This window comes from Mesorhizobium sp. M6A.T.Cr.TU.014.01.1.1, from assembly GCF_004022765.1.
Taxonomy (GTDB): Bacteria; Pseudomonadota; Alphaproteobacteria; order Rhizobiales; family Rhizobiaceae; genus Mesorhizobium; species Mesorhizobium mediterraneum.
Genome location: NZ_RZPG01000009.1, coordinates 98342 through 122615, shown reverse-complemented (window position 1 = coordinate 122615; position 24274 = coordinate 98342). Strand labels below are relative to the sequence as shown.

20 protein-coding genes are annotated in these 24274 nt (G+C 63.9%); 2 read left to right on the top strand and 18 right to left on the bottom strand.

The window, feature by feature from the left end:
- Positions 1 to 7: 7 nt before the first annotated feature.
- From EN885_RS12445 to EN885_RS12370, 16 genes are all read right to left on the bottom strand, one after another.
- Positions 8 to 1366 carry a tetratricopeptide repeat protein gene (locus tag EN885_RS12445; protein WP_128243058.1) on the bottom strand — a complete coding sequence of 453 codons (1359 nt, stop codon included), beginning with the start codon at positions 1364 to 1366 and terminating at the stop codon, positions 8 to 10.
- Positions 1363 to 2835 (bottom strand): WD40 repeat domain-containing protein, encoded by a 1473-nt coding sequence (locus tag EN885_RS12440; RefSeq protein WP_128335182.1) that lies wholly within the window; start codon positions 2833 to 2835, stop codon positions 1363 to 1365. Before EN885_RS12440 ends, EN885_RS12445 begins: the two co-directional genes overlap by 4 nt.
- Positions 2836 to 2952: 117 nt before the next feature.
- Entirely contained in the window at positions 2953 to 3723 is a 771-nt protein-coding gene (locus EN885_RS12435) for an exodeoxyribonuclease III (protein ID WP_128243059.1), read from the bottom strand.
- Positions 3724 to 3732: 9 nt separating this feature from the next.
- Entirely contained in the window at positions 3733 to 4377 is a 645-nt protein-coding gene (locus EN885_RS12430) for an alpha/beta fold hydrolase (protein ID WP_128243060.1), read from the bottom strand.
- A 183-nt stretch (positions 4378 to 4560) separates the two neighbouring features.
- Positions 4561 to 5655: a tetratricopeptide repeat protein gene (locus tag EN885_RS12425; RefSeq protein ID WP_128243061.1), complete on the bottom strand. Its 1095-nt coding sequence runs from the start codon at positions 5653 to 5655 to the stop codon at positions 4561 to 4563.
- Positions 5652 to 6557 carry a Ku protein gene (locus tag EN885_RS12420; protein WP_128243062.1) on the bottom strand — a complete coding sequence of 302 codons (906 nt, stop codon included), beginning with the start codon at positions 6555 to 6557 and terminating at the stop codon, positions 5652 to 5654. The genes EN885_RS12425 and EN885_RS12420 overlap by 4 nt, the downstream gene beginning before the upstream one ends.
- Positions 6558 to 6645: 88 nt before the next feature.
- The gene (ligD, locus tag EN885_RS12415) at positions 6646 to 9126 is read right to left on the bottom strand and encodes a DNA ligase D (RefSeq protein WP_128243063.1); all 2481 of its coding nucleotides are present in this window, start codon (positions 9124 to 9126) and stop codon (positions 6646 to 6648) included.
- Positions 9127 to 9235: 109 nt separating this feature from the next.
- On the bottom strand, positions 9236 to 9460 hold the full coding sequence (locus EN885_RS12410) for a hypothetical protein (protein WP_126105712.1): 225 nt from the start codon (positions 9458 to 9460) through the stop codon (positions 9236 to 9238).
- Between the two features lie 200 nt (positions 9461 to 9660).
- On the bottom strand, positions 9661 to 10761 hold the full coding sequence (locus EN885_RS12405) for a class II histone deacetylase (protein WP_128243064.1): 1101 nt from the start codon (positions 10759 to 10761) through the stop codon (positions 9661 to 9663).
- A 10-nt stretch (positions 10762 to 10771) separates the two neighbouring features.
- A complete protein-coding gene (locus EN885_RS12400) occupies positions 10772 to 12355 on the bottom strand; it encodes a GMC family oxidoreductase N-terminal domain-containing protein (RefSeq protein WP_128243065.1) in 1584 nt (527 codons plus the stop codon).
- Positions 12356 to 12365: 10 nt separating this feature from the next.
- On the bottom strand, positions 12366 to 13448 hold the full coding sequence (locus tag EN885_RS12395; protein WP_128243066.1) for a branched-chain amino acid ABC transporter permease: 1083 nt from the start codon (positions 13446 to 13448) through the stop codon (positions 12366 to 12368).
- Between the two features lie 7 nt (positions 13449 to 13455).
- Complete coding sequence (locus EN885_RS12390) at positions 13456 to 14343, bottom strand: branched-chain amino acid ABC transporter permease (protein WP_128243067.1); 888 nt, start codon at positions 14341 to 14343, stop codon at positions 13456 to 13458.
- A 4-nt stretch (positions 14344 to 14347) separates the two neighbouring features.
- Positions 14348 to 15076 carry an ABC transporter ATP-binding protein gene (locus tag EN885_RS12385; RefSeq protein ID WP_095482747.1) on the bottom strand — a complete coding sequence of 243 codons (729 nt, stop codon included), beginning with the start codon at positions 15074 to 15076 and terminating at the stop codon, positions 14348 to 14350.
- A complete protein-coding gene (locus tag EN885_RS12380) occupies positions 15073 to 15891 on the bottom strand; it encodes an ABC transporter ATP-binding protein (protein WP_128243068.1) in 819 nt (272 codons plus the stop codon). The genes EN885_RS12385 and EN885_RS12380 overlap by 4 nt, the downstream gene beginning before the upstream one ends.
- A gap of 90 nt (positions 15892 to 15981) precedes the next feature.
- Positions 15982 to 17277 carry an ABC transporter substrate-binding protein gene (locus tag EN885_RS12375; protein ID WP_126105706.1) on the bottom strand — a complete coding sequence of 432 codons (1296 nt, stop codon included), beginning with the start codon at positions 17275 to 17277 and terminating at the stop codon, positions 15982 to 15984.
- A gap of 55 nt (positions 17278 to 17332) precedes the next feature.
- The gene (locus tag EN885_RS12370; protein ID WP_128243069.1) at positions 17333 to 18766 is read right to left on the bottom strand and encodes an amidase; all 1434 of its coding nucleotides are present in this window, start codon (positions 18764 to 18766) and stop codon (positions 17333 to 17335) included.
- Between the two features lie 136 nt (positions 18767 to 18902).
- On the opposite strand from EN885_RS12370, the gene EN885_RS12365 reads away from it, so the two are divergent.
- Both EN885_RS12365 and EN885_RS12360 read left to right on the top strand, forming a co-directional pair.
- Positions 18903 to 19868: a LysR family transcriptional regulator gene (locus tag EN885_RS12365; protein WP_127293622.1), complete on the top strand. Its 966-nt coding sequence runs from the start codon at positions 18903 to 18905 to the stop codon at positions 19866 to 19868.
- A 125-nt stretch (positions 19869 to 19993) separates the two neighbouring features.
- Complete coding sequence (locus EN885_RS12360; RefSeq protein WP_128243070.1) at positions 19994 to 21001, top strand: aldo/keto reductase; 1008 nt, start codon at positions 19994 to 19996, stop codon at positions 20999 to 21001.
- Between the two features lie 4 nt (positions 21002 to 21005).
- On the opposite strand, the gene EN885_RS12355 is transcribed toward EN885_RS12360, so the two are convergent.
- Both EN885_RS12355 and EN885_RS12350 read right to left on the bottom strand, forming a co-directional pair.
- Entirely contained in the window at positions 21006 to 22445 is a 1440-nt protein-coding gene (locus EN885_RS12355) for a LuxR C-terminal-related transcriptional regulator (RefSeq protein ID WP_128243071.1), read from the bottom strand.
- 340 nt (positions 22446 to 22785) lie between these two features.
- A complete protein-coding gene (locus EN885_RS12350; protein WP_128243072.1) occupies positions 22786 to 24216 on the bottom strand; it encodes a LuxR C-terminal-related transcriptional regulator in 1431 nt (476 codons plus the stop codon).
- Positions 24217 to 24274 lie beyond the last annotated feature (58 nt).

Here is a 24274-nt window from a genome sequence, read left to right as displayed (position 1 = left end):
TCTTCACCTACAGTGTCTTGGTGTCCAACAGACCATCCTCCTTCATCATATCCAGATAAATCTGGACAGCAGGATGGCCATGGGAAGAAGCCTTGAGCAACCACTTGGCGGCTTCTTTGTAGTTCGGTTGTCCATCGATACCGCGATAGTACAGCATCCCAAGGCTGGCTTCTGCATCGACATTTCCCATTTTCGCGGCAGCCAGCCACCAGGATTCCGCTGATTTGTCGTCTCTGGCAATGCCTTCACCATTGGCGTAGGCGTATGCCACGTGGAGCTGAGCCTGGACATCTCCCTGCTTTGCGGCCTTGAGCCACCACCAAACCGCATCCGCCTTGCTTTGGCTAACACCAGCGCCTTTCGAGTAGGCAACCCCCAGGTTCAGTTGCGAACTGACGTCTCCCTGGTTGGCCGCCTTGAGCCACCAAGACGCCGCGTCCGCATCGCTTTGGGTAACACCGTTGCCTATTGAATATGCATAGCCAAGCGCGGCCTGCGCCTGGGCGTTGGCCTGTTCGGACGCTTTGCGCCACCAGACGGCAGCCTGAACATGATCTTGTGGCACACCCAAACCAAGTGAATAGGTCTGGCCAACAGCGTATTGAGCGATGGGATAACCTTGATTGCCTGCCTTGCTGAACCAGGCAAATGCCTGTGCGTCATCCTTGCCCACGCCCTTTCCCAACGCATATGCACTTCCAACGGCATATTGTGCATCGGCGAGGCCGCTGGCCGCGGCTTTCATCCACCATTCGAACGCTCGGCGGTCGTCCTTCGCCACCGCCTGGCCTTCTGAATAGAAACCGCCAAGGATGTATTGACCATTTGCGTGCCCCTTATCCGCAGCCTTCCGCGCCCACATTAAGGCCAACTGATCGTCCTTCCCGACACCTCTGCCATAATAATAAGCTTGGCTGAGGCCGGACGCACCATTTGGGTTTCCTGCCTCTGCGGTCTTGCGCCACAAGTTCACTGCCAGCACGTCATTCCGAGCAACGCCCTGGCCTAACCAATACATCAAACCAATATTGTTCTGCGCATCGGGGTTGCCGGCGTCGGCCACTATCTTCCACTGGCGGAATGCCTCTGTGTAGTCCTTGGCGAGGAGTGCCGCCTGTCCTTTGTGCGCGGCCGACCACTGGACATAGTAATTTCGCGCAGGCCAAAACAGCACGAAGGCAACCAACAAGAGTAGGACGAAGGGAAAAATTCTTCGGCGACGCGGCGCGGGCAAGCTGGACACAGTTGTGTTCGCCTCAAGCGGCCAGTCGTCACTGTTCACGCGTGCCAATCCATTTGCCGACACCGGCACCATTAGCGTAAGTTGCTTCTTCTGGAAATATCCGAGCCGCGAGAATCTGTTCAATCCGGCGCACCGGCGAAAAGCACCACGGCCTCACCGCCGCCTGCCGGCCAGTCCCGGATGGTGCGGTCGTAGCCGCCGGTCAGCACCGTGCCGTCGGCGGCGAACGCCACCGCGTAGACCGGGCCAGACCGGCTGTCGAACAGGGCGGTCTCGTTGCCCGTTTCCACGTCCCACAGCCGTGCCGTGCCGTCGAGCGAGCCGGAGAGCAGCCGCTTGCCGTCGGTCGACAGCGCCAGCGCATAGACCGTACCCGAATGACCATCGAGGCGGCGGACTTCGCGACCGACGTCGAGATCCCAAAGCTTGATCGTATAGTCGCCGCTGCCGGTGATCACATGGCGGCCGTCGGCCATGAACACCACGCCATAAGGGCCGCGCTCGTGCCCATGCCAGCTGCGCAGCTGCTTGCCCGTGTCGATGTCCCATAGCTTCAGCGTGCCGTCGATACTGCCGCTGATCGCGCGTGTGCCGTCCGGCGAGACGGCGATCCCGCTGATCGACCAGTTGTGCCCCGGCATCACATGCAGCACCGAGCCTTTCTCGATATCCCAGACGATGACCCTGCCGATGTCGTGCCCGCTGACCGCACGTTTGCCGTCGGGACTAATCGCGAGCTTGTTGACGCCACCGTTCTGGCCTGACGAGAATACGTGCAGCACAGCGCCATCGGAGAGCTGGCGCAGCACGATCTCGCCATCGTCGCCGGCCGTCAGCGCCCGCGCCCCATCGGGCAGGAAAAGCGCTGTCCGCGCCATGTCCTTGTGGACGCCGAGAGTGCGGATCAGGCGCTTGCCGTCGATATCCCAGAGCTTGATCGTGCGGTCGGTGCTGGCGCTCAGGATCGAGTGCCCGTCAGGCGCAACTGCCAGCCAGACGACGGGCTCGCGGTGGCCATCCGCCTGCGTCGGCTGCGGCGGCGGAGCCTGGGGCAGCGGCGCAACAGTCTGCGGTGGCGGGGCTGGAGCAGCCTCCGGCGGTGAGGCGGGTGGGGCAAGCGCGACCTCGGATGGCGAGGCAGGAGCCGGCGGCTGTACCGGTTCCGCGCTGGCGACGTCTTCGCCCTTCGGCGTGCTCGGCGCGGGTTGCTCGGCGGTCAGGCTTTTGCCGGCGTCCTGTGGCTGTCGCAACCAGGGGCCGAGTTGGTCGGCCACCAAAGCGAGTACGGCAAGGAACGGAATGACGACGAAGATCTTCCGCAGGCGTGATCGTCCGGCGGGTTGCGTTTCGGCACCCCTGCCGAACAGCGGCACCTTCGGATCTTGCGTCGATCGGCCCGGCAACAGGCCGGCCCAGAACAGCAGGGCTGCAAGGCCTGAGCAAACGCCCGCCGCCCCGACCAAAGCCAGGCGCACGGACGCGAAGCCTTCGCCGGCGCCCTCGCCGCCCAGCGCGAAATACACACGTGTGAAACAGAGCAAGCCGATCGCCAGCAGCAGCACCGCAAGCAGCCTGTCGACAAACCTGTTCATCGGGCTCCCCTCGGGCCGCTATCCGCTTCGCCCGCAATGATGCCGGTCAGCGCCGGGCTTGTCGATGTCCTTCTGATAGTAGCCAATCTCCCCCACAGGGAGATTGGCTCTCCCCCCTCACCGCAACTCCACCCACACCGGCGCGTGGTCGCTGGCGCCGGTCTCGCCGCGCACGTCGCGGTCGATCTCTGCCCCGGTCAGCCGACGCGCCAGCTTCTTCGACAGCAGGATGTGGTCGAGGCGCAGGCCGGCGTCGCGCGGCCAGCGGTTGCGGCGATAATCCCAGAATGTGTAGAGCGTCTCATTCGGGTGCTTCTTGCGCAGCGCGTCGGTCCAGCCCTGGTCTAGCAGCACCGCGAAGGCGGCGCGGCTTTCCGGCTGCACCAGCGCGTTATCGTCATAGGAGCGGGTCGGGTAGATGTCGCGCGGCTCGGGCACGATGTTGTAGTCGCCGGCCAGCACCACCGGCAGCCCGGTGTCGAACAATTCCGCCGCATGCGCGTTCAGGCGCTCGTGCCAGGCGAGCTTGTACTGGAATTTCGGACCGGGCTGCGGGTTGCCGTTTGGCGCATAGAGGCAGGCGACGACGATGCCGTTGACCGCCGCCTCGATGTAGCGGGCCTGCTGGTCGCTCTCGTCGCCGGGCAGCACCTCGCGGGTCAGAATGGGTTCTGAACCCCGCGCGAGTATGGCGACGCCGTTCCAGGTCGGCTGCCCCACCCACACCGCGCCATAGCCGGCCGCGGCGAGTGCTGTGCGCGGAAACTGCATGTCCCTCGCCTTGAGCTCCTGCAGGCAGACGACATCAGGCTTGGCGACAGTCAACCAGGCCAGCAGGTTTTGCAGCCGGCTGTTGATGTTGTTGATGTTGAAGGTGGCGATCTTCATCGGCCTGCTTCAGCGCACGATGCGCTCGGCCCACGCCTTCACCGCATCAGCGAGTGTCTTCAAATGATCGGCGGTGGAGAAGCCGGAGATGCTCTTGCGCGGCTTGAGGTCGTGGTCTCCGTCTTCCAGCCAGAGCATCTCGATGCGGTCGGAAAGATCGTAGGTCGCGACCTCGTCCGGCGTTCCGAACTCGTCGCGTGTGCCTTGGCAGATTAGTGTTGGCGTCTTCAGCCCTGCGAGATGTTTTGTCCGCAACTGCGTCGGCTTGGCCGGCGGATGGAAAGGGTAGCCCAGGCAGAGCAGCCCGGCGATCTTGCCTTCGGCGAACGTTTCGTCGGCGATCATCGAGGCGACGCGTCCGCCCATCGACTTGCCGCCGATGATGAGCGGCCCCTTCACGCCCTTCGCCCTGAGGTCGGCGATCGCCTTGATGTATTCCGGGTTCACCGTCTCGGCGCGCGGCGGCGGCTTGCGGTGGCCGTAGCGGCGGGCCGCCATGTAGTGGAATTCAAAGCGCGCGACGCGGAAGCCGGCCTCGGCCAGCGCTTTTGCCGTTGCGGTCATCGAGGCCGAATCCATCGGCGCCCCGGCGCCATGGGCGAGCAGGATGGTGGTGGGGGCGGTGTCGGGGCCGTCGAAGAGGAAGGTGGTCATTGGAACTCCAACGTTGACGACCCCTTCTCCCCTTGTGGAAGAAGGTGGCCGAGCGAAGCTCGGTCGGATGAGGGGTGTTGGACGGAATACCAACGTCTCATTTCTTCCAGCACCCCTCATCCGTCTCGGCGCCAATGCGCCGATCCACCTTCTCCCACAAGGGGAGAAGGGAGCGCCATCGCCTCACCCCGCCGATTTCTGCGCCAGCTGCAAATCCACGAACTGTATCCCCTTGGCCGCCATGCGCGCCCATTCGGAATCCGCGTCGAGCTCGAGGTAGCGCGACCAGTTCCGCCGTGCCTCGGCAAGGTTGCCGGCGTCGAACTCCAGCCGTGCCAGATTGAACACCGCATCGGCATAATTGGCATCGAGCGCGATCGCCTTTTGCAGATGCCGCCGCGCCGAGGCGTCGCGGCCCTGCTCGGTCATCAGCCCGGCCAGATTGAACCAGGCCTCGACAAAGCCGGGGTCACATTTGATGGCGCGGGCATAGTCATGCGCCGCCTCGGCTGCGCGTCCAACGGCGCGCAGGCAGTTGGCGCGGTTGAAGGCGGCAATCGCATCGCTCGGGTCGATGGCTAGGCAGCGCTGGTAGAGTGCCGCCGCCTGCTCGTGGTGTTCAGCCTCTTCCGCGGCTTCGGCGTCGGCGAACAATTCTTCCAGCGTGTCGTCATCCGGCGACCCCAGATCGAACAGCAGCTGGCCGTCCAGTTCACTCTGGCCGCCCTCGAGATAGATCGCGTCTGCGCGCCCATGCTGCGAGCCGACATTGAGTGACTTGGCGGTGAGCGAGGCGACCGGGCCGGAGCGGTGCACGGAGCGCGCGATCGCCCCCCACGAAGCGCCGCCAGCAACCAGCCCGGCATATTTGCGGGCGAGGATCAGGTCGCGAAACGAATAGGGTTCGCCATCATGCTCGAAGGCGTCGAAAAGCGACAACAGGTCAAGGTCGGATGCGGCCAGCCGTGACTGGTCGAGAAGCGACTGCCGCGACAGGGCCGAGGCCTCCGGCGCCTTCATCAGCCCGAGCAGGCGCAAAAAGCCGTTCTCGCTGATCAGCTTACGGCCGGTCGCGCGCTCGGCCGCGACGCGGCGCTCGATCTCGGCATCCCCGGCCTTGGCGAGATAAATGCGTCCGAACACCACATGGCTGGTGCGCCTGTTGACGCCGCGTCGCAACTGGCCTTGCTGGCGCTCGACCTCGCGCGCCGCAAGCCGAAGCGGAAACGCCGCCAGCGCGCCGATGCTGCCGAAGACGGTGCCGGCGAGAGCCGTCACGCCTTGCTCTTGCCGACTGCTTTGAGAAGGTTGGCCTTGAGCGGGTTTTCCTTGGCCGCGGCGGCCTTGCCCTTAGCCGCCGGTTTCGCCCCTTCATCGGCCTTGCTCTTGCTCTTGGCCGGCGGCTTGGCCGATTGCGACAGGCTGGCCTTCAGCGCATCCATCAGGTTGATGACATTGCCGCGCTCGGGGGCGGCCGCAATGATCGGCTTGTGGCCCTTGAGCTTCTCGCGGATCATCGCCATCAGCGCGATCTCGTAGCGATCCTCATAGTTCTTCGGATCGAAGGTGGTTTCCTTCTGCTTGATCAGCGCTTCGGCGAGCTGCAGCATCTCCGGGTCGGGCTTGCCGGCCGGGATGTTGCCGAAATATTCAGCCGTGCCGCGCACTTCGTTCGGATTCCTCAAGGTGCAGACGAACATGCCGTTCTCGCGCGCGCCGATCGTCACCACGCGCTCGCGGCTGGACAGCACAAGGCGGGCGATCGCCAGCTTGCCGGATTGGCGCATGGCCTCGCGCAGCACAGCGAAGGTTTCCTCGGCCATCGCGCCATCGGGTGCCAGATAATAGGGCGCGTCCTGATAGATCACGTCGACCTCGCCCTCGTCGACAAAGGCCTCGATGTTCATCGTATGATTGGATTCGATGCGCACCGCGTCGAGGTCGGTATCATCGATGATGATGTACTGCTTGTCCTCGTACTCGTAGCCCTTGACGAGGTCCGAGCGCTCGACCAGCCCGAGCTCGGGATCGACCGGCTTCATGTTGATGCGGTTGTGGGTCTTCTTGTGCAACTGGTTGAAGCTGATGCGCTCGCTCGCGCTCGTCGCCGGATAGAGCCGGACCGGACAGCTGACGAGGCTGAGCTTGAGGTAACCTTTCCAACTTGCCCTGGGCGCCATGAAACTCTCCTACGCGGCCGTGCACTGTCGAACTTTTGCAGCGCTTCGTCCAAAGGACGAACAGCGCTGCGCAAAACCTACATCCCACCTACAATACCGGCAAATCCCTAGCGAAATCTTCCATGTCGGCCCAGGGATCGCCGGAGGTGGCCAGAAGGCCCGGCAGCGAAGAATAATTCAAATCTTCCGGAGCGTCGATGGATTCCAGATCGGACCAGCTCACTGGCGTCGAGGCCGGCAGGTTTGTGCGGGCGCGCAGCGAGTAAGGTGCCGCCGAGGTGTGGCCGCGCGCATTGCGGTGGTAGTCGATGAAGATGCGCCGCTTGCGGTTGTCCTTGCCCATGGTGGTGGTGAACGTGTCGGGCGCGGAGGCGGCCACCGCCGAAGAAATGGCGCTGGTCGCCTGGTGTAGCTTCTTCCAGTTCTGTTTCTGCGTCACCGGCACTGATATGTGGATGCCCTTGCCGCCCGAGGTTTTGGCGAACGGCACCAGCCCCATCGCCTCCAGCTCGCCCTTGATATGCACTGCCGCCTCGACCACCTCGCGCCAGGCGATGCCCTCGCCGGGGTCGAGGTCGAAAACGATCAGGTCGGGCTTGTCGAGCCGCGTGCGGTGGGTGCCCCAGGTATGGAACTCGACGACGCCGAACTGCGCCAGCGCCAGATAGCCCTTGGCGCCCTCGACCGACAGATAGGACTTGGTCTCGCCCTCGGAATTGGTCGCCTCGAATGTGACGACCGAAGGCGGCATGCCGGTGAAGGCATGGCGCTGGAAGAAACAGTCCTGCGGCTTGCCGGTCGGGCAGCGCACCAGCGACACCGGGCGGCCGAGAATATGCGGCAGCATGAAGTCGCCGACCAGCGCGTAGTAGACGGCAATATCGAGCTTGGTCGGTCCGGTCTTGCCGAACAGCCGCCGCGTCGGGTTGGTCACCCAGATCGTGGCGAGGTCGGCCTCAGCGATCAGCCGCTTGCGCTTGGCCGAAACCGGCGTCGACAGGCCGACATCCCTGAGCCCGCGGAACACGCCGTGGCGCAGCGCATTGTCTGCTGTGCGGTTGGCATAGTGGATGCGGGCCGAGAGCAGCGGCCGCACCCAGTTCATCTCGCGCATGATCTCGCGCGGAACCCCTTCGGGCGCCGACGCGCCGGCGCGCAGCGGCTCCAGCCGGGCCAACAATTCGCCTGCTGTCGCGGCATCGAAGCCGGTGCCGACCTTGCCGCGATAATGCAATTCGCCGTCCTCGAATTCGGCCATGCCTAGCGCCGCCAGCCCCTCGGCCGCGTCGGAGGTGGTGTAGCCGGCGATGACGAAGTCGTCGGACTTGAGCGCCTTGGTCTTGGTCCAGGTCTTGGTGCGGCCGCTCTGGTAGGTTGCCGTGGCGCGTTTCGAGACGACGCCTTCCAGCCCCAGTTCGGAGGCCTGGTCATAGAGCCCCTGCCCGTCGCCTTCGACGTGATCGCTGAACTGGATGGCGGAATTGGCGCCCAAGCCGGACAGCAATTGCGACAGCAACGCCTTGCGCCGGCCGAGCGGCGCTTTTCTCAGGTCCCAGCCGTCGAGATACAACAGGTCGAAGGCATAGAAGTGCAGCTTGTTGCCGGCGCCTTCGGCCAGCGCGTCCTGCAAAAGGGCAAAGCGGCTGATGCCCTTGGCGTCGAGCACGACGATCTCACCGTCGATAACAGCCTCGCGACAGGGCAGCCTGGCGAAGGCATGCGGCAGGTCGCCATAGCGCTTGGTCCAATCGATGCCGGCGCGGGTGATCAGCCGCACCTCACCCTTAGCCAGATGCGCCATGGTGCGGTAGCCGTCGAACTTGATCTCGTGCAGCCAGACTTCGCGCGTTTTTTCCGCGGGGTGTTCACTGCCCGGAGGCTTCGGAACCTGCGTCGCCAGCTGTGGCTCGATGCGGGCGGGCGCCGGCGCCTTGACGGCGCCCGGCAAAGCGCCGGGCTTCAGCACGACCGGTTTCACAGGCCTTGCGGCAGGCTTCGGCGTTGCCACCAGCTCCTCGATGCGCCGTCCCGATTTGACGCTTTCCGGCCGGGCTTCCAGTATGTCGAGCTTGGCGTCGGCGGCGAGATCGCGCTCCTTGAACAGCAGCCAGTTCTTTTTGCCCTCATCCTCGCCGGGCTTCGGTTTCAGCCGCGCCAGCATCCAACCGCCATTCAGTTTCTCGCCGGCCAGTCGGAACTTGAAGGAACCGGTGCGCAAACTCTTTTCGACATCCTCCATCGGCGCCCAGACGCCGGTGTCCCAGACGATCATCGGCCCGCCGCCATATTCGCCCGCGGGAATGACGCCTTCGAAGTCGATATATTCGAGCGGATGGTCCTCGGTCTCGACCGCCAACCGCTTGTCGGCGGGATTGAGCGACGGGCCGCGAGGCACCGCCCAGCTCTTCAGCACATCGCCGACTTGCAAACGCAAATCATAGTGGTCGGCGGTGGCGTGATGCTTGTGCACGACGAAGCGGTTGCCTTCTCCGGCAACCAGCCCGCCAACGGGCTCCGGCGTCTTCGTGAATTCGCGCTTGGCGCGATAGGCCTTGAGTTTTGGGGTCATGTCCGCATGCCAGGCGGGATGCGTCGGCTGCGCAAAAACAAGGACTTGACCCACATCGCTTGAATCATTTTGTCAGCATGCGGCGGGCCGATGTCGTGCCTCACACAGCTCAATCGTCGGCGGCCGGCGTCAATTCGAGCTCGGCCGGCGACAGACCCTGCTGGAGCTGGCTCAGCCGGAATTCGTCGACCCAGTAGGCCTCGCCGTCGACGAGGACACGCGCTTTGTAGGCGCCGGCGGAGAAGCTCTGTGCGGTGATATAGACCTTGTGACGGTCGAGCGCCTTGCGCACCGCGGCGCGCTTGGATTTCTGGCTGGTGACGGAACTGGCCATAACTCGCTCACACACACGCTGCCGCAGGAAAACGCGGCGAGCATAAGGATGGCCGAGACCGGCTGTCGTGTCAATTTGGGATGATCAGGCCACCTTTTTCACTCAGCCAGCCGGGGAGAGTCAGCTTTCGAAGCCGCCGCCGCATGACATTGGGCAAGCTGCGCCGGGGCGATGAGCGCTCCCGGAACTACTCACATCCACTATCCGATGCCGCCCACCAATTCCTCCGCCCTGGCGATGGCGGCCGCCTGGTGCGGCTGCAGGTGCTGGCCCGCATAGGCTTCGAAGACCGGCAGGAACGGGTCGTCTATTTCAGTCCTGATGCCCGATAATTGCTCCATCACCGCCAGCCCGCAATAGGGCACGTAGGCGGCCGAATAACCGCCTTCATGTGACATCATCAGCCGCCCGCCGCAGAGATCGTCCGCCGCCTGCATCAGCAGCCGCGTCATCTCGCGGTAGCTGCCGCTATGCAGCATCATGCGCCCCAGCGGATCGGCCGCCGATGCATCGAAGCCCGATGGCACGACGATCAAGTCAGGCTTGTAACGAGTGAGCGCCGGCAGCACGATGCGTTCGAATACCGACATGTAGGCGCCGTGGCCGCATCCGGCCGGCAGCGGCACGTTGATGTTGTAGCCCTCGCCCCTGCCCTCGCCGCGTTCCTTGTGGAAGCCGCTATCGGGCGGATAAAGCCCCTCCTGGTGGATCGAGATCGTCAGCACGGACGGATCCGCGTAGAAGGCCGACTGGGTGCCGTTGCCGTGATGGACGTCCCAGTCGACGGTGGCGACCCGCTCGAAGCCATGTTTGGCCCGGTTCTTCAGGATAGCGACCGGAACATTGCCGAACAGGCAAAAGCCCAGGCCTTGCGCGCGTTCGGCATGATGACCGGGCGGCCGCGCCAGCGCGTAGCCATTGTTGATATCGCCGCTCAGCACCGCATCCATCACCGCAGCGGTGCCGCCGGCCGCCAGGCAGGCGATCTCATAGCTGCCATGGCCAAAAGGGGTAAGATAGCTCGCATCGCCGCCGCGCTCGTCGCTGAGCGTCTTGACGCGGCGGATGTAGTCGCGATCGTGGAACAGCGCCAGATCATCCTCGCTCACCGCGACCGAGGCGATCTTCGACAGCTTTTCAGTGAGGCCTGAAACCTCCATCAGGTTGCGGAACCGGCGTTTGGTCGCGGCATTCTCGGCATGCTCGCCCGGCTCGATGGTCAGGCTCGGCTGAAAGAACAGCGCGGCATTGCCGGTCTCGTGCCAGAGATAGAGTTCGTGGAAATTCCAACCCGTCGCCATGTATGGCCTCCTACCCTGCCAGGATCATCGATGCGGCGCGTTCGGCGATCATGATCGTCGGCGCGTTGGTGTTGCCCGAGACCATTTTTGGAAAGACCGAAGCGTCGGCGATGCAAAGCCCGTCCAGCCCGTGCACCTTCATCGACGCTGGGTCGACGACAGCCATTTTATCGGTGCCCATCCGGCAGGTGCTGGTCGGGTGATAGAGCGTCGTGCAGTGGCCGCGAATGTACTCAGCGATCTCGGCATCGCTTTCGCATTCGGCGCTTGGCGTGATTTCCCCGACCAGCATTTCTTTGAGTGGCGACTGCGCCGCGATCCGGCGGCTGATGCGAATGCCCTCTACCAGCGTGGCGATATCCGAGCCGTCCTCGTCGCTGGCGAAGTAACGCGGGTCGATCGCCGGATATTCGATGGGATTGGCCGAGCGCAGGCGGATCTCGCCGCGGCTGTCAGGCCGCTGCAGCGTGGTGTGCAGCGTGATGCCGGGCTTCGACGACAGGAACCGCACATAGTCGCGATGCGGGCTGATGGCGCCATAAAGCTGCAGGTCCGGTTCGACATCCGGTCGGCTCCTGACGAAGCCGCCGGCCGCCACCCAGGGTGAGGAGCGCGGGCCGCTGCGCGATGTCTGCCACTCCGCAAAATCGCGCTGCAGCGTCTCGTCGGTCCAGGCGCCGACGCCGATCTTGTCCTTGGTGTAGAAGGTGATCGGAATGTTGATATGGTCCTGCAGATCCTTGCCGACGCCCGGCAGATCGTGGACGGGATCGACGCCGACGCTCCTGAGTTCGTCGGCCGGGCCGATGCCGGAAAGCAGCATCAGCTGGCAGCTGCCGATCGAGCCCGACGACAGCACCACCTCGCTGTCGGCAAAAGCAGTCTCCGGCACGCCGTTGACCAGATAGCGGATGCCTTTGGCCCGGCCCTTCTCGACGATCAGGCCCGTCGCCAGCACCCCGGTTTTCACCGTGAGGTTGGGACGTTGCCGCGCCGGGCGCAGATAGGCTTTGCCTGTGCCCCAGCGTTCGCCGTCCTTGATGGTGAACTGGAAGAGGCCGACGCCTTCCTGCTCGACGCCGTTGAAATCGCGATTGTGCTGGTAGCCGGCGGCCTTGCAGGCCTCGATCCAGGCGAGCTCGTTGGGATCGACATGCCCGACATTGCCGATATGCAGCGGCCCGTTGGCGCCGTGCAGCGGATCATTGCCAAGCTCGGCATTGCTTTCGCTGGCCTTGAACACCGGCAGCACGTCTTTCCAGGCCCAGCCGGGGCAGCCCATGGCGGCCCAGCCATCATAGTCGGACGGCAGGCCGCGAATATAGATCATCGCGTTCAGCGCGCCGGAACCGCCGATCATCTTGCCGCGCGGCCAGAACACCCGCCTGCCGCGGCAGCCGACCTGCGCCTCTGTGTAATAGCCCCAATCGACGGCGGTGTTGAACATGGTCGGCCAGTCCGACGGCACGTCCGAGGCGAGCGGCGCTTCGCGTCCCGCCTCCAGCAGTAGCACCTTGCGGCCAGGATCGGCGCTGAGCCGGTTTGCCAGCACGCAGCCGGCCGAGCCGGCACCCACTATGATCGTGTCGAACATCGTCGGTCTCTCATTTTCCGGCCGCAGCCGGGCTTTGCAGAATGTTGCTCACTACTGGCTTGCTGTTCGTTGGGCCGCTGCGCTTGCGCGTCAGCCAGCGGACCAGATCGCCAAAGCGGCCGACCAGCCCCTTCGGCATCAGCACCACCGACAGGGCGATGATCAGGCCGAGGCCGAGCGTGCGGAACTCGCCGCTCTCGCGCATCAGCTCGTCGGCCAGGACCAGCACCACGGTGCCGACAAGCGGTCCCCAGAACGTGCCGACACCGCCGACCACGACGATGGCGATGATGAACATCAGCTGCGACATCGACAGCACGCCGGGGCCGATCGCCTGGAAATGCGCGGCATAGAAACCGCCGGCAAGCCCGGTGAAGAAGGCAGAAATCCCGAAGACGAGAAGCTGCGCCTGGAACCGGTTGACGCCACGCGCCACCGCATAGCCCGGATTGTCCTTGAGCGCCCGGAAGGCAAGCCCGATCGGGCTTTTGACGATCGCGTAAGTGAAGACCATGGTGATGCCGAACAGCACCGCGATGATCGCATAGTTGCCGACCAGCCACTGCGCTCTCAGCAAGGCCCTGGTGCCAAGATCGCCGAACCGGGCAAAGCCGACGGCGCCGCCGGTGAACTGGCGGCAGACCGAGCCAACCATGACGAAGCACTCGGTGTCGGTGACGATCAGCAGATACATCGTCTGGGCAATCGCTAGGGTCAGCAGCGCCACATAGACGCCAGTCAGCCGCAGGCAGGCCAGGCCAACGACGAGCGAGAACAGCACGGCGCCGAGCGCGCCGGGCACAAGGGCCGCCCAGACGTTCCAGCCGAAATAGAAGCAGAGCATCGCGGTCGCGTAGCCGCCGAAGGCAAAGATCGCCATTTGGGCCAGCGAGAAGATGCCGGAGAAGCCGAACAAAAGATTCCACTGCGATGCGATCGTTGCATAAAACAGCGCCAGCACGATCTGGCCGAGGATGTAGCGGCTGTCGATCATGAAGGGCAGCGCAACCGCCGCAGCGATCAGCACCAGGCTGATGGCAAGATCGGTCCTGGCTGAGCGGGACATGCGCGACATGGATCTGGTGTCTGTCATGATGCCCTCACATGCGCCGGATTTCGGCGCGGCCGAAGAGGCCGGACGGCCGCCAGATCAGCACGGCAATGACCACGAACAGCAGCGACGGAAAGCCCCAGCGGGCGCCAAGCGCGTACTGGACGAAGGATTCGAGCAGCGCCAGGCCAAGCGCGGCGGCGACCGCGCCCGGCAGATTGCCGAGGCCGGCGACGACGCACATGATGAAGGCTTTCAGCATCGGATCGTTGCCGAGCGGCGGTGACAATTGCGTCATCGACGAGACCATGACGCCGCAGATGCCGGCGAGCGCGCCGGACAGCATCAGCACCTGCAGATAGACGCGGTTGACGGCGACGCCCATGAGCTGGGCCGCATCGCGGTTCTGCGCCGTCGCCCGGATTGCACGACCCATCCGCGTGCGGCCGAGCGCCAGCGAGACCACCACCATCATGACGACGACGACCGCGATGATCAAAAGGTTCTGCCAGGGCAGCGTCAGCGGCCCGAGGCGAAAGGCGCCGGCGATCGAGACCGGCTGCTTCAGCGGCTGTCCACCATAGGTCAGCAGGATCGCATTCTCCAGCGCAATGCCGATGCCGACCGTGGCGATCATGACGTTGGCTTCGAACGTCGACTTGTCGTTCTTCAACAGATTGCGCACGATCGCAAAATAAAGGATCGCACCGGCCGCGGCCCCCACAAGGATGGCGCCGGCAAAGCCGATAGCGATCGGCAGGCCGAGCGAGGTGATCACCGTGAAGGCGACATAGCCGCCAAGCGTCAGCATCGCCGCATGGGCCATGTTGAGCATGCCCATCGAGCCCCAGACCAGCGACAGCCCGACCGTCGCCAGGGCATAGAGCGCGCCGGACGTGAAGCCGGCGACAAGAATGGCCATGAGAACGTCGGTCATGGCGTCAGCCTCCAAGGTAGGTTGCGAGGAGCTCGTCTCGCGCCATCAGTTCGGCGGGCTTGCCCGACCAGACGATAGCGCCGTCGTCGAGCAGATGCAGGCGGTCGGCGAGGTCCTCGACCCGCGCCGGGTTCTCCTCGACGAGGAGGATCGTCCGGCCGGCTTTGCTCAGTTCGGCAATGACGCCGTAAACCTGGTCGATGATCAGCGGCGCCAGCCCGAGCGACGGCTCGTCGATCAGCAGGATGCGCCCGCCCATCATCAGGCCGCGGCCGATGCCGGCCATGCGCCGTTCGCCGCCGGACAGGCTCGAGGCGACCTGGTCGCGGCGGTCGGCGAGCTTCGGCAAAAGCGTGTAGACCTCGTCCAGCCGGCGCTTGATCTCGGCCTTGTCGGGCGCCAGATAGGCGCCCATCAGCAGGTTTTCGAGCACGCTCATCTGCGCAAACAGCATGTCGCCCTGCGGCACGTGGGCGACGCCCAGCATCGCCGTTTCGTGTGGCTTTCCGGACAGGCGCTGGCCGTCGATGCTGATCTGCCCGCCGCGTAGCGGCACGAGGCCGGAGATCGTCTTGAGAAGCGTCGATTTGCCATGGCCGTTCGGGCCGACGACGGTGACGAATTCTCCGGCACGGACGGTCAGCGAAATGCCCTTGAGCACCTCAAGGCCGTCATAGCCGGAGACGATGGCGTCGAGCTGCAGGACGGGCGGTTTGGCGGCTGCGCTCGTCATTGCGCTCCCTCGACCGGGCTCGTTGCGGCCCGGTCGTCGAAGAATTTCTTCAGCCGCTTCTGCGTGCCTTGTCCCAGATAGGTTTCGACGACGGTCTGGTCCTCGGCCACCTTGTCCGGCCTGCCCTCGAAGATCACCTTGCCGTGGTGCATGATGATGACGCGGCTGGACAGCGCCAGGAGAAAGCGCATGACATGCTCGATCAGCACGATAGTCAGTCCCTGATCGCGCAATTTCAGCACCATCGCCATGATCTGGTCGATCTCGGCGACGTTGAGCCCGCCGACCGGCTCGTCGAGGAACAGCATCTTCGGCTTGGTGGCGATGGCACCGGCGATCATCAGGAGCTTGCGGTCGAGCACCGGCAGCCGCGCCACGGTCTCTTCAGCCTTGCCCGCAAGTCCGACGAAATCCAGCGCCTCCATTGTTGCCTGCCGGACATCCTCGCCGAGGCGGAAGCCGGCCAGCCTGCGCCGCTGGCGGCCGAAATAGGCGGCGATCTCGATGTTTTCGCGAACCGTCAAGCTATCGAAGGCGGCATTGAGCTGGAAGGTCCGGGCCATGCCGAGCTGGCAGATGCGGTCGGCTCCCAAAGTTGAAATGTCGGCGTCGCCGAAATGCACGCGGCCGGCGCTGGCCGGCGTGATCCCGGTCACGACATCAAAAAAAGTCGTCTTGCCGGCGCCGTTCGGCCCGCCAATGCCGACGATCTCGCCCGGATTGACCACCATCGACACGCCGTCGACGGCGGCCAGCGAGCCAAACCGTTTGACGACGCCGTCACAAACCAGCATCGGGCCCGCGGCCTCAGTCATCTCGTTTGCCTGGCACTGTTGTTTACCTGATGGCAACCGGTCGGGCGCCATGGCCCGCCGGTTTCGTTCGTTTCATTTCTACGTTCCGGTTCATTTGATCCATGGCGGCAGGATGAAGCTGTCCGTTGCATAGAGCACCGGCGCGATCAGTTTCGGATCGGTCTTGTAATCCTGATGCTGCAGGAACTGGTGCGGCATGCCGAGCGACGGATCCGCCACCTGCGTCGGGTAGCAGAACGCCGACTGACCCGCCGGATCGGCCCGGTAGGTGCCGTTGACCCCGCGATAGACCAAGCGTTTCATGGCATTGGCCACCTTGGTGGTCTGCTCCTTGTTGAACGGCTCGCCCGGACCGCCGGCGATTGCCGCCGCAAGCGCCCACATCCATAGGCCGTCATAGGTCTGCGATCCGGTGATGTAAGCCGAGTTCGGACCAAATTTCGCCCGGTAACTCTCGCGGAACGATTTGGAGAAATCGTCCGGCAGGCAGCCGATCACCGTCGAATAGACGACGCCGTTGACCGCTTCGCCGCCGATCTCGCGGAACGCGGGCAGCGACGGCCCGTACTGCATATAGATCAGACTGTTGATCGGCTCGGCGAGGAACTGGACCATGAACTGCGCCAGGTCCTGCGGCAGGAAATGCGTGACCAGGATCGCCGCCGGCGGATCCTGCCGGAGCTTCGCCAGTGTCGGACCCCACTGGTTGGTCGGGAACGGAACCGTCTCGAACAGGCTAACCTCGAATCCATATTCGGCGGCCTTGTCGCGGATCGCATTGGCGATGACGATCGAATATTCATTGGCCGACGGGATGATGGCGATCTTCTTGTTCGGCGCCTTCCATTTGCCGTCCGCGGCTAGCGTCTTGAGAAAATTCAGGCAGCCGGGACCATACCAGAATTCCGGCGGATCGCCCTGGAAGGAACTGTAGTAGCGGGCCGGGTCGGTCTTGAACTTCTCATTGTGCGAAATCAGCGTGTTGTAGTGCATCATGATGACGTCATTGTCGGCGGCGACGTCCATCTCGATCATGTTGGTGCCGAGATTGTAGCCGTTGATGATGACCGGGGCGGTGAAACGATCGATCAGGCGCTGCATCGACTGGCTGACCAGATCGGCGCCCATTTCCTTGGTGTCTTCGATGTGGATCTCGACAGGCCGGCCGAGAATGCCGCCCGCCGCATTGATCTCCTCGGCGGCGAGGTCGAGGCCGTTCTTGAACTCGATACCGTCGGCGGCGGCGATGCCGGACATCGGCAGGGCCGAGCCGACCGGAATGGGGGTAGCGTCCTGGGCGATCGCCGCATTGTTCATGTCGGCAAGAAGAGCAGCGCCAGCTCCCGCGCCGACCACCCCTTGCAGCATTGCACGTCTGTTGATCATGGCAAAATTCCCCTTTTTTGTCGTCGGTTACGGTCTGTTCTTTATGCGAAATAGATTAGGCGAAATCCTTCAGGCGAAACGCTTGCGTCAGGGGCCGAAAGGCGGCTTCCAGGTCGGCCGCCGCGGAAAGCACTTGGGCATCGTCGCCACGCGCACCGACGATCTGGAAGCCGACCGGCAGGCCCGCCGCCGTCATGCCGCAAGGGATGACGCAGGCCGGTTGCTGGCTGAGATTGATTGGATAGCTGAATGCTGCCCATTCGGTCCAGCGCGACAGGCCGCTGCCCGAGGGAACTTCAAGCCCGACGTCGAAGGCCGGGATCGATGCTCCCGGCGAAACGATGAAGTCATAGGTGTCGAGCAGCCGATCCATGGCGGCGCCGAATTCGCCGCGCTGTAACTGTGCGGCGACCAGTGCCTTGGCGTCGAACGCCGCCCCGGCCCGTGCGATCTCCAGGAAGCCCGGATCGATCCCTGCCCGTTCGTTCTCAGGGATCAGCGCCAGACGCGCAGCGGCACCGGTGAACCAGTGGTATTGGAAAAGATCGAGCAGATCGCCGCCGGGGAGATCAATGGGTTCGACCGTCGCGCCAAACGCGCTGAAATACGTCAGCGCGTGGGACACGGCGGCGGCAATCTCTTCATCCAGCACGCCGGATAGCGGCTTCGACCAGTAGCCGACCCGGGCTCCTTGCAGCGTCGCCTCGATCCGGCCAAGCGGCGCCAGCGTTCCCGCGCCTTGCTGCCAGTCGCTGAGATCGCGACCGGACATCGCCTGCGTCATGACGGAAAGATCCTGCGCGGTCCGCGCCATCGGCCCGATATGGGCGACGGTTCCAAACGCGCTCGACGGATAGGCCGGCACGCGGCCGAAGGTCGGCTTCAGTCCGGCGATGCCGGTGAAGGAGGCCGGGATACGGATCGATCCGCCGCCATCGGTGCCGAGGTGGAAGACGCCGGCTCCGGTGGCGGCCGCCACCGCCGCGCCGCCGGAAGAACCGCCGGGCGTCTTTTCGGCATTCCAGGGATTGCGCGTGATGCCGCAAAGCCCGCTGTCGGTGATCGCCTTCCAGCCGAATTCGGGCGTCGTCGTCTGTCCAATGAAGACAGCGCCCGCTCGGCGCAGCAGGGCAACGGCGGGCGCATCCCTGTCGCAAGGCGCAGCCGGCGTGGTCCTGCTGCCATAGCGAACGCTCCAGCCCTCGACCCAGACGATGTCTTTGAGCGTCGTGGGTATGCCGTCGGCGGCGGACAGCGGCTCGCCTGCCCGCCAGCGTTTTTCGGAGGCGCCGGCGGCCTTGATCGCAGCCTTGCGGTCGATCATGGTGAAGGCGTTGAAAAGCGGATTGATCGCTTCGGCGCGAGCAAGCGCCGCCATCGTCACCTCGACGGGCGATAGCGATCCAGCGCGATAGGCAGCGTTAAGCTCCGCGGCGCTCAGGCGGCACAGATCATCGGCGTCGGCAATGGGAGATATCCCATTCGGCATGCAGTTCGAACCCCTCGTTCCATGGCCACTCTTTCGGCAGCCTTGTCAGCAGAGGCAGTCTGGCGGGTTTCTGCATTTCCACAAAATGTATTATTGCGAGTAACATGCGCTATTAAATGCAACAATTGGATTTTCTATGAACCTGACCGTCCGGCAATTGCGCTATGTCTGCGAGGTCGCCCGTCTCGGCAGCGTGCTGGCGGCCTCCAAGTCGCTCTACATCTCGCAATCCTCCATCCTGGCGGCGATCACCTTGGCCGAGGCCGAGATGGGGGCGCGTATTTTCGACAGGCGGCCGGCGCGCGGCGTCTCCATCACGCCGGCAGGCCAACGCTTCGTCGCAGCAGCCCGCGTCATGCTGGCGGCGGAAACCGAGTTCAACCGGTCGATCGGCGATCTCAGCGGCCGCGTGCCGAAAGTCCTGCGCATCGGTTGTTTCGAGCCGTTCGGCGCGCTATTCATGCCGGAAATGCTGCGCGGCTATCTCGATAGCGTCGGCGATGTCGAGATCGACCTGGTCGAGGCCGACCAGGTCCAGCTTCAGGAACGGCTTGTCGCCGGCCAGATCGACCTGGCCATTCTCTACGACATCGGGCCGATCGGCATCGACAGCGTCACCCGCATCTGCAAGGTGCCGGCGCACGCCGTGCTCAATGCCGATGATCCCCTCGCCGTGCGCGACGGCATCTGGCTGGCGGAACTGGCGGAGCGGCCGCTGGTCCTGCTCGATCTGCCGCACACCGCAACCTATCTCCTGACCTTGTTTGACGTGCTGGCCAAACGACCGGAGGTGCGCTTTCGCACGCGCTCCTACGAGACGGTCCGCTCGGCGGTCGCCTCGGGCTTCGGCATGGCCATCCTCAACATGCGGCCGATCGGCCGGGCCACCGCCGATGGCGACGAGATCGTTCGAAAACCGATCTTCGACGAATTGCCGCCACCGACACTGATCGTCGCCGACATGTACGGTTCGGCAAAGCCGCTCTTCGTGCGGGTCTTCATCGAGATATTCCACCGCTTCTTCGACACGGTCGGCCCGTCCGGCTTTTCGGTGACGACGCCGGAGCGTGAGCCTTTGCTGCTGGTTGCCAGGAAAGGCTGACGGTGATCCTCTTCGGCTCACGCGATCGTGCGCTTGGCCCTCAGCCGGGCGACTGTGGAAACTAAGCGAACGCTCTATATCGTCCTGACGCACACGAACCTGACGCTTTTCCGGAGATCTCTTCCATGACCTTGAGCACACGCAAGCTGGGCAGCCAGGGGCTGCAGGTATCGGTGATCGGCCTCGGCTGCATGGGCATGAGCCAGTCCTACGGCCCGGCCGACGAGGCGGAATCGATCGCCACACTGCATCGCGCCATCGAGCTCGGCTGCACCTTCCTCGATACGGCGGAAGTCTATGGCCCGCACACCAATGAGGCATTGCTCGGCCGCGCCCTGAAGGGCCGGCGCGACGAGGTGACGATCGCCACCAAATTCGGCTTCCGTATCGAAAACGGCAAGCAAATCGGCACCGACCGCGACAGCCGGCCCGAGCATATCCGAGAGGCGGTGGAAGGCTCGCTCAGCCGGCTCGCCACCGACCATATCGACCTGCTCTACCAGCACCGCGTCGACCCGGCGGTGCCGATCGAGGATGTGGCGGGTGCTGTTGGCAAACTGATCGCTGAAGGCAAGGTGCGTTACTTCGGCCTGTCGGAGGCCGGCGCCGCCAACATCCGCCGCGCACATGCCGTGCATCCGGTGTCGGCTGTGCAGAGCGAATATTCGCTGTGGGAACGCAATCTGGAACCGGAGATCATCCCGCTGCTCAGTGAACTCGGCATCGGCCTGGTGCCGTTCGCGCCGCTTGGCCGCGGCTTTCTCACCGGCGACGTCAAGCGCGCCGAGGACTATCCGGAAGGCGACTTCCGCCGTGGCGACCCGCGCTACCAAGGCGCCAACTACGACGCCAATGTGCAGGCGGCCGGGATTGTCCGCGACATAGCGGCGGCCAAGGGCGTCAAGCCGGGCCAGATCGCGCTGACCTGGCTGCTGCACAAGGGTAGCGACTTCGGGCTGGACATCGTGCCGATCCCCGGCACCAAGCGCAGAAAGTACCTCGAGGAGAACGTCGCCGCCGCAGCGATCAAGCTCGACGCCGCCGCAATGCAGGCGCTCGACGACGCGCTGGCGCCGGGCAAGGTCTCGGGTGAGCGCTACAACGAACGCGTCATGGTGACGATCGACCGGTAGGGGTCTACGGCAGCTTCGCCAGTCCGGCAGCGTGGCGGATAGCAAGCAACGCGTCCCGGTTGATCACGGGATAGCCTGCGATGAAGCGTTCGACCGAAAAGCCTGGAAATTCGGCTCTCAAGCGGGCCGCGGCGCGCGCCGTCTCGCTGGCCTCGCCCATGGCCGCATGTGAAAGCGCCAGGAACATCAGCACGTCCGGCGACTCCGGCGAACTCCTGCGGAGCGCCGCGATGGCTTCGTCGTGCCTGCCGGCGACGAACAGGATGCGACCTTGCATGCCGAAATACCAGGGCGGGGCCAGTGGATTGAGACGCATGGCACGCTCGATGAGCGGGATCGCCTCGGCCGGATCGCCGACGACAAGCGCCTTGCTGCCCGCCAGCAGCGGCAGTATGCCGGCGTGGTTGGAGCCGTATTCGAGAGCGCGCCGGTGCGCGCGCTCCGCTCCTTCGAGATCGCCAAGGCATGCCCTGACATTGCCAAGGCATGCGTGAGCGCAGCTGTCCGTCGGGTCGAGGCGCAAGGCGTTTTCGGCCGCCGTCCGCCAGTTCTCGATCGACGTCAGCACGTCGTCGCCAAAGCCGTTGCAGGCCTCGACCGAATAGGCATAGGCGAGCTCGGCCCAGCAGTTGGCGAAAGTAGGGTCAAGCTCCAGCGCGCGTGAAAACAGGCGGATCGCCTCGGCATTGCCGGCGCGGCTGAACGTGGTGTGCTGTTCGACGCCAAGCAGATAACAGTCATAGGCCCGCAAGCTGGCCGGCGGCTTGCGGCGAACCGCATTGCGGCCGACGGTGGCAAGCGTTCCGTAACTGCCGGCGAACACATTGATGATGCTTTCGGTCAGGCTATCCTGCAGCGCGAAAATGTCCTCGACCGGGCGGTCGTAGCGCTCCCTCCACAGGCTGACGCCGCTGCGTGCATCGGCAAGCTCTATCGTCAAGCGAATCCTCTGGTCGTCGGCGCGCAACTGGCCCGATACGAAATAGGTGACGCCGAGCGCCTTGCCGTCCGCCGCGAAATCGGCCGGCTTGCTGCCCAGCGATTTCATCGTGTGGAAGGCGATGACAGGCAAGCCCGCGTAACGTGCCAGGTCGATGGTGATGTCCGACGACAGGCCGTCGGCAAAGCGGCGCCAACGCTCTTCGGAATTGAGGCATTCGATCGGGAATATGGCGAGCACTGGCGGAGCGTCCGACGGGAGTGATAGCCCGTCCGGCCGAGCGCCGGAAGCGCCGGCAAAATGCGCCGCAAGCCCGATCTTGGTGCGCACCCCAAGTTTTTCGTAGATGGCCGCAAGGTGGGTGCGAACAGTGGTCGGGGCAATGAAAAGTGCATTGCCGATTTCGCGATAGGTCATGCCGGCTGCGAATTTTTCCGCGACCGCGCGCTCGCGGCCCGACAAAGCATCGAGCGTCTGCGCTTTCGAAGCGTCATTGACCGTCATGATGGAAACCGCCCCAGGACAGAATACTACAAATGCAGGAGGTCGAATACTGCATCTGAATGAAAGGGCAGGTTCCGAGATCGGCGATCTGATCGCTGAACGGCGTGGATGCGGCGCATTGTTCCGTTTCGAAATGGATGTCCTGGGGCAGGATCGCTGATCAATAAGGGTCAAAGTTGCATAAATGCGGCCCGGAACTTGGGTCGCGAGGTGGTCTAAATAATCCCAGATCGATACGAGCCGAGCCTCCATCGGTCGCGGTGATTTCTGGTTGGAGCCCGCCATGGCCGCAAGTTGACCCGGAACCGGACCTTATGCGGCAAATGTCATTCTCGATGAGTCACTTCCACGGCAGTCCTGCGGCGCTGAGGCGTGACAACAGTTTATTCCTGAACTCCGGACCGCGCGCCTGCTGCAATTGATCGACATGCTTGCCGGTCAACGTGGGCGACTCGCGCGAGACGAACGACACGTCTTTCCGGGCAGACTTGAGATCGCCTATCCCGACGTATGATGCAGCCCGCAGGAGCCGTGCCCAGTGGTATTCAGGCAGGACCATCAGAAATCGATCAAACGAGGTAGTCGCGGCGTCATAGTTCCCCGCGGCGTATTCGGCATCGCCCCTGAACAGAAAGATCGGATGATAATCCGGACTGAGAAGGTTGGCCCGCGCGAAAGCTGCCTGTGCGCCTTCGAGATCTCCGGCGTAAGTCAGCCCGATTCCCAGCCAGGTACGGCACTCTGCATCGTTCGGATTGAGTGCGATGGCCCGCCGCAGGCAACCAAGGCCTGTCTGCAAGTTTCCGAGATAAGTCTCGGCCAATCCGAGAGCACTGTGCAGACATGCTTCCCGGTCATCGTAACGAAGTCCGGCCCGCGCCTCATCACCAGCCCGGCGAAAGGCCTGGATGGGTTCACTGGACCATCCGTTGAAGCAGGAGTGGAAATCGACCCAGGCAAGGGTCTCTCTTATCAAGGCATGGTCTGGCTCGCCAGCGAGGAGCCTTTCACAGAGGCGCCGCGCTACGCCCATGCCTTTCGCCGTCGGCCGTTCGACGTGGTAAAATGCCTTCAGATAGAGCTTGTGGCGCTGAACTGCTTCCTCGAGGGCGGACGGGCCTGCCGCGTGCTTCATTAACACCTGGAACAGGTTTCCGCTGATCACGCCTGTCAATTCGTCATGCGATGACGGCTGGGCGAGATCGTATCTTGCGCTCCAGACCTCAACTTCCTCCTGGGCGTCCACGAGATGCGCGAAGGCGTGCGTGGCCTTGTCCTGGCGATGGACCGCGACTTCCAGGACATAGTTGGCTCCCGTGGTCCTGCCGATTTCCTTGACAGTGAGATGCCGCTTCGCGAGCGCGAACATTGTGGCCGCTGCGACGATTCCGATCTGGGAGAAGCGGCCGAGCTCTGCGGTCAACGCGCGCGTCAATGCATCCGCGCCGGTCTTTGTTTTGCCGAACTGACCCTTAACCGGCATCACCGCCAGCCGCGGTTTTCCGCTTTGATGGCCGATCTCGACGTGCTGGCCCGAGCCGTTGCTAGCGCCGGAAGCGCCGGCAAAATACACCGCGAGCCCGATCTTGGTGCGCACGCCAAGTTTTTCGTAGATGGCCGCAAGGTGGGTGCGAACAGTGGTCGGGGCAATAAAAAGAGCTTTGCCGATTTCGCGATAGGTCATGCCGGCTGCGAATTTTTCCGCGACCGCGCGCTCGCGGCCCGACAAGGCATCGAGCGTCTGCGCTTTCGAAGCGTCATTGACCGTCATGATGGAAACCGCCCCAGGACAGAATACTACAAATGCAGGAGGTCGAATACTGCATCTG

What these genes read in the sequence shown, in the direction of transcription:
- EN885_RS12370 (WP_128243069.1), bottom strand. Translation starts at nt 18,766, where the DNA reads ATGCCGAATGGGATATCTCCCATTGCCGACGCCGATGATCTGTGCCGC.
- EN885_RS12385 (WP_095482747.1), bottom strand. Translation starts at nt 15,076, where the DNA reads ATGACGAGCGCAGCCGCCAAACCGCCCGTCCTGCAGCTCGACGCCATC.
- EN885_RS12420 (WP_128243062.1), bottom strand. Translation starts at nt 6,557, where the DNA reads ATGGCGCCCAGGGCAAGTTGGAAAGGTTACCTCAAGCTCAGCCTCGTC.
- EN885_RS12430 (WP_128243060.1), bottom strand. Translation starts at nt 4,377, where the DNA reads ATGACCACCTTCCTCTTCGACGGCCCCGACACCGCCCCCACCACCATC.
- EN885_RS12400 (WP_128243065.1), bottom strand. Translation starts at nt 12,355, where the DNA reads ATGTTCGACACGATCATAGTGGGTGCCGGCTCGGCCGGCTGCGTGCTG.
- EN885_RS12355 (WP_128243071.1), bottom strand. Translation starts at nt 22,445, where the DNA reads ATGACGGTCAATGACGCTTCGAAAGCGCAGACGCTCGATGCTTTGTCG.
- EN885_RS12395 (WP_128243066.1), bottom strand. Translation starts at nt 13,448, where the DNA reads ATGACAGACACCAGATCCATGTCGCGCATGTCCCGCTCAGCCAGGACC.
- EN885_RS12410 (WP_126105712.1), bottom strand. Translation starts at nt 9,460, where the DNA reads ATGGCCAGTTCCGTCACCAGCCAGAAATCCAAGCGCGCCGCGGTGCGC.
- EN885_RS12380 (WP_128243068.1), bottom strand. Translation starts at nt 15,891, where the DNA reads ATGACTGAGGCCGCGGGCCCGATGCTGGTTTGTGACGGCGTCGTCAAA.
- EN885_RS12440 (WP_128335182.1), bottom strand. Translation starts at nt 2,835, where the DNA reads ATGAACAGGTTTGTCGACAGGCTGCTTGCGGTGCTGCTGCTGGCGATC.
- EN885_RS12350 (WP_128243072.1), bottom strand. Translation starts at nt 24,216, where the DNA reads ATGACGGTCAATGACGCTTCGAAAGCGCAGACGCTCGATGCCTTGTCG.
- EN885_RS12375 (WP_126105706.1), bottom strand. Translation starts at nt 17,277, where the DNA reads ATGATCAACAGACGTGCAATGCTGCAAGGGGTGGTCGGCGCGGGAGCT.
- EN885_RS12390 (WP_128243067.1), bottom strand. Translation starts at nt 14,343, where the DNA reads ATGACCGACGTTCTCATGGCCATTCTTGTCGCCGGCTTCACGTCCGGC.
- EN885_RS12435 (WP_128243059.1), bottom strand. Translation starts at nt 3,723, where the DNA reads ATGAAGATCGCCACCTTCAACATCAACAACATCAACAGCCGGCTGCAA.
- EN885_RS12405 (WP_128243064.1), bottom strand. Translation starts at nt 10,761, where the DNA reads ATGGCGACGGGTTGGAATTTCCACGAACTCTATCTCTGGCACGAGACC.
- ligD (WP_128243063.1), bottom strand. Translation starts at nt 9,126, where the DNA reads ATGACCCCAAAACTCAAGGCCTATCGCGCCAAGCGCGAATTCACGAAG.
- EN885_RS12365 (WP_127293622.1), top strand. Translation starts at nt 18,903, where the DNA reads ATGAACCTGACCGTCCGGCAATTGCGCTATGTCTGCGAGGTCGCCCGT.
- EN885_RS12360 (WP_128243070.1), top strand. Translation starts at nt 19,994, where the DNA reads ATGACCTTGAGCACACGCAAGCTGGGCAGCCAGGGGCTGCAGGTATCG.